Raw genomic sequence first — 6,762 nt, forward strand, 5'->3', positions numbered from 1 at the left:
CGATTCTCAAAGGAGGGAACTCATGAAGACTATCATTCTCGGACTCTGTGCTTTCGTTTTGTCGGTCTCCCTGACCGCTCAGAACGATGAGGCCATCGAGAGCGCCATGAGCGCCGGACCCGATTCCATCGCCGCCGAGGCCACCATCAAGGACTGGAACATGAACACGCTGCGACAGGGCAGCAACGAATGGACCTGCCTTCCCGATCGGCCGGACACGCCGGGCGTCGATCCCTGGTGTGTCAACCAGCCCTGGCTCAACTTCCTCGATGCCTACGTCAACAAGAAAGAGCCGACCTACAAAGAGATCGGATTCGCTTACATGCTCTCCGGCGACACGCCAGTCAGCAACAAAGATCCCTACGCGACAAAACCGACCGGGCCCGAAGACTGGGTCACCGAACTGGGTGCCCACATGATGATCGTGGTGCCCGACCGCAGCCTTCTGAAGAACCTATCCACCGACCACCGTAACGGAGGTCCCTGGGTCATGTGGCCCGACACGCCGTACGCGCACATCATGGTTCCCATCGACAGCCGCTTCGGCGAGAAGTAGGGAGCAGCATTCCGGGGCGCAGGCTCCCCGAGAGGAGCCGCGCCCCTCTTTTTCCTCTTCAGGAGTCGCGCGTCCCAGGCACAGCCCGGGTCGCGCTCGTCATCGCTCACATCGCAGAGATGTCTCCCACATGCGCATAGATATTTCCGGTTGTCACATCGATTTTCTAACTTGACAACGCGTCATCTCGCTTTGTAGACTCCCGCCCCCTTTGGGAGGCGCGGCCCAAAGCGGTGGCACGGAGGGAGGCAGGTGCCAAGGGGTCGAAGTCGGCGCGCCGCTTTCGCTGGGATCGCGATCGTTCTGGCGATCGCGATCCCTGTTGCCTTCGCCGCCATCGGCTACGATGAGAAACTCACCGAGTTCGATTTCCTTCTTCTCGGACTGACGGTAACGCCCGAGCCTCCTTCGCAGGTCGTTCCTCGCCACACCGCCACGGGAGTGCGAATCAAGGTCGCCTTCTCGAACCAGGAGGGGGCTTTCGACATGGAGTCGCTGCTGTCGCTTCTTCCCCCCGGGCTCGAGGTGGTGGGTGAGCTGGTCGGGCCCGGCATCGACGCGCCGATCAAGCTTCGCGGGCCTCCAGGCGAGTTTCTTGCCATTCCACCCATCGAGCGTAACGGGACCTTTCTCGTCCGCGACATCCACCTCGAGAACGATGGCGTCACCTTCCTTCGCGCTTCACCCGATTCGGTAACGGTCGAGGTCATCGACCGCCTGCTCGTTACGCAAGTCATCACGCGTCCCCTCACGCTCGAAGAGATTCGCCAAATGGGGATTCTCTTTGGCGAAGACAGCTTCACCGGTTTCAACTTCACTCTGGCCCTGACCCTGGACTCCCATCCGGTCACCATCGACTTTCCCGTCGTCTTCGATTCGAACGGAATCCCCGTCCCGATTCGGCCGACGGCGAGCCTCGATCTCGAGGGCGAGTCCCTTCCTCTGGTCAATGCCGGCATCGTGCCGGTGATGATGAAACCCAACGTCCCGCCCGATCTGGAGATCGAGCTCTTGCCACTCCTTGCGGACGCTTCGATCCCGGCAGTGCTCGTCATTCCCGGAGACGTAGGTTTTCTCAACCAGGTCTTCAGCGCCCTTCTCCTCATCTCGAACGGAGCCCCGCTGGCGTCAGGGCTCTCGGTGCGGGGTATCGAAGCGTCGATCTCGCTTCCCGCGGGGGAGGACGGTGTAGCCGGCAGCTCGGACGATCCACTCGTTCCCGCGCAGACACAGGGCGGGGAATTCGCTTTCGAGACTGACGATGGCTCGAACCGGCTGGATCCGGGTGAACAAGGCACGGGGGAGTTCCTCCTCGAAGGCCGACGCGAGGGCTTCCACGAAATTCTCTTCGATATCGAGGGAACGCTCGAGGGCCTTCCCATCGGCCCCGTCCCCATGACCGGGGTCGCGCGGGGCGGAGTGCTCGTCAGAAACCCGAAGTTGCATCTCACGTTCGTTGCCCCCGCCACCGTGCGTGCGGCCGAGGAGTTTTCGCTGTTCGTGACGGTGACGAACATCTCGACCACGCCCGCCAACCTGGTGACGGTTCGTCTCGATCCCACGCGGATCTCGGGGGCGACGCTTCTCTGGGGTCCGTCCGCTCCGATTCCGACGCTCGGGCCGAGCGATTCGGAAGTGCTCGAGTTCCGATTCCTTTCGCAAACCACCGGACAGGTGAGGGCATCGTATCTGAACGTCGAGCAAGGGACCGGCGATCTGTTTTTTCAGCTCGGAGTCGGTGAGCGCGGCGTTCCCCTTTCCCCGGACACGATCGTTCTCCCCAAGACGGCCGAGTCGCTTCCGACGGAGGTGGTGCAGGCCGCGCTGCGCGCTCTCGGCGCCGGTTGGAGTGTAGCGACCGCGCCCTCGGGAACGCTTGCCGCCGGCGTGGTTCGCGTCGCGAAACAGGCCGTCCTCGATCGTGCGATCGAGCTGGCGGAGGCGGGTTTTCGTGTGCAGCTCGGCGAGCCCGTGAGCTTGGCGCTGGAGAATCTCGCGTTCACCTGGGCTCACTCGGAAGACCGTGGCTTCGAGCAACTGCTCCGCGAGACCGACGCCGGTGTCGCTTTTTTCGAGGCCATTGGCCGAGCCCTCGGCCCGGCGAGTGCCGTCGGAGATTTCCAGCGGAGCCTTTCGACGACTCTTTCCGGGCTGTCCTCTCACATCCTGATCGGAGTAGGTCGGGGGAGTGCCGAGGCTCCCATTCAATGGACGCTTTCCGACGTCGAGGGGCACGCACTCGTGCCTAACGGCGTCGGCACACTCCCGAATGCCGTTTTCCTGTCCTTATCGGATAACGCATCGCCGGGTCGGGGCATTGGAATCGCGACACGTCTCGGTTCGACTCTGTACGAGTGGGCGTTCACGAGTACGGCGGCGGCTTCTTCCAGCTTCGACCTGACCGTGAGCCTGCCGCGCGCGAACGGGCGAATCGGATTGCATCGGTTTGCCGGAGTCGAAACGAGCCCAGGCGAAAGCGGCCGGCTCACCATCGATCTTCTCGTGTCGAATCCGACCCTTACCCTCCGGATCGACCGCGACGCCGACGGAGCGTTCGAGGAAACGGTGAGTGAAACGTCGCAGGAGCTCATCGCGACGCCTCCTCCAACGCTGATCACAGCCACCGCGATCGGACCCGAGACCCTCTCGGGCGCGGACCCCTGGGGTCGTGTCCTCGCCCTCCTCTTTGATCGCCCGATGCGAGAGGCGGAAGTCCTCGACCTGGAGAACTACACCGTAGATGAGAACGCCATCGTCTCCGCATCACTTCAGCTCTCGGGACGGCTTTCGTTCCTCTTTATGGAAGCCCCCGTTGGTGGGCTCGTCGAGCGCCAGGTCGGGGTCTCGGGGCTCTTCGGAGCGAACGGTGATGCGCTCTTCCATTCGACTCGCACCATCGACTCGCGTTTGACCGACGCCGGCGCGACCGTTTCCGGAAGGGTGCTGAACGCGGACGGCACACCGGTTGCTGGCGCGGAAGTCCTTTACATCAACTCGATACCGGGCGACGTCATGGGCATCTCCAGAAAGACCATGGACAATCTCGGGCGCTACCAGTTCGACTGGGTACGGAAGAGTCCGGATGGCCCCTTCTCGATGCGAGCGTACGATCCGGTAACCGGCTCGGTACGGGCGCTGACCACGCATGTCGCCTTCGACGGCGAGAGTATCGTCGTGGATCTCGTCTTGCTCGGACGAGGCGGGGTGACTGGCGTCGTACGCGACGCGAACGGCACGCCGGTGCCGAATGCGCAGGTGCTCGTGACCAGCGGGCTGGATCCGAGGAGCTCTGCCGCCGTCGAAACAAATGGCGATGGACGCTACGTCGCCACCGGCATCGTCGTCGGGCCCATCTCGGTGAAGGCCGTGTTCGAGACCTCCTCGGGTCTCGCGTTCGGGAACCTCGCTCGCGCCGGAACCTTCGCGACGGTGGACGTGAACATCGACTTGGCGGTCGGTACCGTCACCGGTCGCGTCTTCGAGTCCTATGAGGGTGTCGAGACCCCGGTCTCCGATATCGACGTCTTCTATCTCGTGCCCGATGGTACCGGCGCTAACGAGCTCGTGGCGGCCATGACCAAGACCGATGCGTCTGGAGCTTACCGCTTTGTCGACGTTCCGGTGCCGATAGGGATCTTTCGCATCGTTGCCATCGACTGGGTCCGTTCCCAGGAAGCTTCGATCGCGGGAACGTTCGCCCCCGGCCAGACCTTACTGGTCGATCAGGACGTCTTCTTCTTCATCGATGAGTTTGGAGCCATCGAGGTAACGGTCCATGACTCCACCGGATCACCCGTCGGCGCGGCCGCGGCCCTCGTCACCGCGGCGGGACGAGAGATTCCGACTGACACCCTCGGCAAAGCTCGCTTCGACGAGCTCTCTCCAGGGGCGTACGGGGTTTCCGCTCGTGCGGCGAGCTCGAGCAGTAGCGTCTCGGCGTCGGCCACGGTTGCGGAAGCCGCCACGACGCGTGTCGACCTGCAGCTTCCCGGGACGGGGCGCCTGATCGTCACGGTGCTCGACGAAACGGGTATGTCGATTCAGAACCAGGCCGTGATCCGCACGATCGGGGACCCTTGCGCGGGGGAGCAACTAATCACCGGCCTCGACGGCGTTGCGGTTTTCGAGGACGTTCCGGTCGGAACCGCAACGGTGAAAGCGGTGAAAAGCCACGACGTTGCAGCCGGCACGACATCGATCCAGCACGCGGGAGACGAGAGAGCTCTCGTGCTTCGTTTCAGTGGCTTTGGGACGGCCGAAGGCGTCGTGGTGGACGCGAACGGGCCGTTTCTCGGAGCGGACGTGGTACTCGCATCGAAGCGGCTCGATCCGGCGGTTTGCGGCTTCGTCAACGATGCGGCCGCACAGCAGGTGCGGACGGGGATCGACGGTGCCTTCTCCTTTCACAACATCCCGCTGGGCACCTTTACTGTTTCCGCCTCGGAGCCCACGTTCTTTCCCGTGCCCGTCTCGGCGAGCGACGTCTTCCTCACACCGGGGGAGACGAGAACGATCGAGCTCGAGCTCGCCTCGAACATCACCGGAGAGCTTTCCGGAACGGTATTCCTCCCTGACGGTACGACGCCCTCGGGCCCAGGCGTCCGCGTGACAGCGTCGGGAGGCGCGCGACCCGATGTCACGGTGACGACTGATAACGCCGGTCGATACGCGTTCGCCGCGATCTTCCCTCAGGGCACGTACACGCTGACCGCTTCCGATAGCGCGACGGGGAAGGTGGCGCGCGAGATGATCTTCCTTCGTCGAGGACAGGAATCGGTCAGGGACCTACGACTCCTGGGCCGAAGCCCTGTCGAGGTCACGGTGGTCAAGGGAGATGGAGCTCCGGCCGATGACGCATTCGTCGAGCTAAAGGGTGCGACGTTCCCCTACGACCGCGCAACGGGGATCATTACTCCATTCGACGACGGGAAGCTCCTGTTGCCGCGCATTTCGGAGGGTAGCTTCACCGTTACCGCGAACGATCGCCTGGGCCGAGGCGGTAGGGGTACCGGCGCCGTAACCGAAGACGGAATACTAACGCGAGTCACCGTACCCCTCTCCGCTACCGGCCAGGTAACCGGTACCTTCTTGTCTTCCAACGGAGTCGACCCGGTACCCAACGCAGAAGTCCTCCTTCGCCAGGGATCTACGGGAAGACTTCTCGGATCGACGACCACGTCGAGTCTGCCGGGCGAGATGGGAGCGTTCGCCTTCCAGTACGTTCCCGCCGGCAATCTGCTCGCAACGGCCACCGATCCGTTGACGGGCCGGGTGGGCGAAGACTCGGGCACGATCGAGACCGAAGGCGAAGCGATCGACTTGACGATCGTTGCCCTTGGCCTCGGGAAGCTCTCGGGCAGGGTGACCAGCGCAGGTGTCGGCATCGCCGCGGCGGAGGTCGAGGTCACCTCTTCAACGGGACTCTCGAGCACCATCGCCAACTTGCGAGCGACATCCACGTCGGGCGCGAACGGGGAGTTTCTGTTCGAGGGCGTTCCCGTCGGTAGCTTCATCATTCAGGCGACGCTGCCGGGCGCGTCACCACTCGTTGGCGCGGTCTCGGGAAATATATCCGAGGACGGGGAGGAGATAAGCGAAATCGAGATCGCTCTCGAGCCGAGCGGCACGATCGAAGGCGAGGTGTTTCGGGCGAACGAGGTGGACACGGTGGCGGGTGCCGCGCTGACGCTCGTGCCCTCCAAGGGTGTTTTCCACGCGCAGTCGAATGCGTCGGGGGCGTTCGGGTTCGACTTCGTGCCGGCGGGGGACTTTTCGCTGAGGGCCCAGGAGACCGGAGGGCCGGACGCCGGCATCGTCACCGGCGCGCTTGGTGAGGGCGAGTTGCTCACCGTGGACGTCATCATGAATGGAACCGGCACGGTTGCGGGAACGGCGCTCGACTCCGACGGATCCAACCTCGCCGCGGGTCGGGTGCGCTTGACGCGCCCGGCCCCGTTCCCACGGGACGAGCTCACGACGGTCGCGTCCGATGGGTCCTTCGCCTTTCGAGGCGTCCCAGTGGGGGACTACAACCTCTTGCTCTCCGTGGACGGCTCGCCGCTTCGCGGTACCGCGACGGGGAATATCCCTTCGGACGGCGCGACCGACGCCATCACCATCCAACTGGCCCCGGCAACGAGCGTCGCGGGTCAGGTGGCCAAGCCCGACGGCACCGGTGGCGTGATGTCGGGGGTCAACGTGGTAGC

2 protein-coding genes are annotated in these 6,762 nt (G+C 63.9%); both read left to right on the plus strand.

Annotation, left to right across the window (positions count from 1 at the left end; genetic code table 11):
- The first annotated feature begins 22 nt into the window (after positions 1–22).
- Positions 23–556 (plus strand): hypothetical protein, encoded by a 534-nt coding sequence (locus VEK15_28350; GenBank protein HXV64642.1) that lies wholly within the window; start codon positions 23–25, stop codon positions 554–556.
- A gap of 252 nt (positions 557–808) precedes the next feature.
- Positions 809–6,762 (plus strand): carboxypeptidase-like regulatory domain-containing protein (locus VEK15_28355; protein ID HXV64643.1); only part of this gene is annotated, 5,954 nt, incomplete at its 3' end.

The organism is Vicinamibacteria bacterium, from assembly GCA_035620555.1.
Taxonomy (GTDB): domain Bacteria; phylum Acidobacteriota; class Vicinamibacteria; order Marinacidobacterales; family SMYC01; genus DASPGQ01.